The organism is Enterobacter cloacae complex sp. SHL012 (assembly GCF_049237505.1).
Taxonomy (GTDB): domain Bacteria; phylum Pseudomonadota; class Gammaproteobacteria; order Enterobacterales; family Enterobacteriaceae; genus Enterobacter; species Enterobacter kobei.
Genome location: NZ_JBMKIZ010000017.1, coordinates 1 through 536 on the forward strand (window position 1 = coordinate 1; position 536 = coordinate 536).

Genomic DNA, 536 nt, shown 5'->3' on the forward strand with positions numbered 1-536 from the left:
CCTTCACGGATTGCGAAACGCAGACCGTCGTCCATCGCGATTGGGTGGATCAGAGTCACAACCATCTTGATGTTGTCGCCTGGCATTACCATCTCAACGCCTTCTGGCAGTTCGATGGTACCGGTCACGTCAGTTGTACGGAAGTAGAACTGTGGACGGTAGCCTTTGAAGAACGGAGTATGACGGCCGCCTTCGTCTTTGGACAGGATGTACACTTCAGATTCGAACTTGGTGTGTGGCTTGATTGAGCCTGGCTTCGCCAGAACCTGACCACGTTCGATTTCTTCACGTTTGATACCACGCAGCAGAACACCAACGTTCTCACCAGCACGGCCTTCGTCCAGCAGTTTGCGGAACATTTCAACGCCAGTACAGGTAGACTTCGCAGTCTCTTTGATACCAACGATTTCAACTTCTTCACCAACTTTGATGATACCGCGCTCTACACGACCGGTAACAACGGTACCACGACCGGAGATGGAGAATACGTCTTCGATTGGCAGCAGGAATGGCTTGTCAATCGCACGCTCTGGTTC

At 51.9% G+C, this 536-nt stretch carries 1 protein-coding gene; it reads right to left on the reverse strand.

What is annotated here, in order from left to right:
* Positions 1-536, reverse strand: a 536-nt coding sequence (locus tag ACOTY9_RS22040; protein ID WP_284961694.1) for an EF-Tu/IF-2/RF-3 family GTPase, incomplete at both ends; no start/stop codon positions are given.